At 70.5% G+C, this 349-nt stretch carries 1 protein-coding gene; it reads right to left on the reverse strand.

Annotated features, from left to right (window positions below):
- The coding region (locus tag P3H15_RS54765; protein ID WP_276144922.1) for a malic enzyme-like NAD(P)-binding protein at nt 1-349 on the reverse strand (349 nt) is incomplete at both ends.

Consider the following 349-nt stretch of genomic DNA (forward strand, 5'->3'; position numbering starts at 1 on the left):
CGGGCGACGTCGGGGTGGATCTCCGGGTCCGGGTTCGACAGTGCGAACACGATGGCGTCATCGGCCATGGTCGCGATGAGCTCCTCCGGGACGGTGCCGGCAGACACGCCGAGGAACACGTCCGCGCCGTCGAGGGCTTCGACGACGCCGCCGCGGCGGGCGGCTGGGTTGGTGCGCGCGGCCAGATCCACCTTCACCGCGTTCAGATCCTGACGATCCACGGAGACGATGCCCTTCGAGTCCAGCACGGTCACGTCCGCGATACCGGCGGCGAGCAGGATGTTCGCGCAGGCGACACCGGCGGCGCCGGCACCGGAGATGACGACCCGCAGGTCGGACAGTTCCCGGT

Source organism: Rhodococcus sp. T2V (assembly GCF_029269925.1).
Taxonomy (GTDB): domain Bacteria; phylum Actinomycetota; class Actinomycetes; order Mycobacteriales; family Mycobacteriaceae; genus Rhodococcus_F; species Rhodococcus_F koreensis.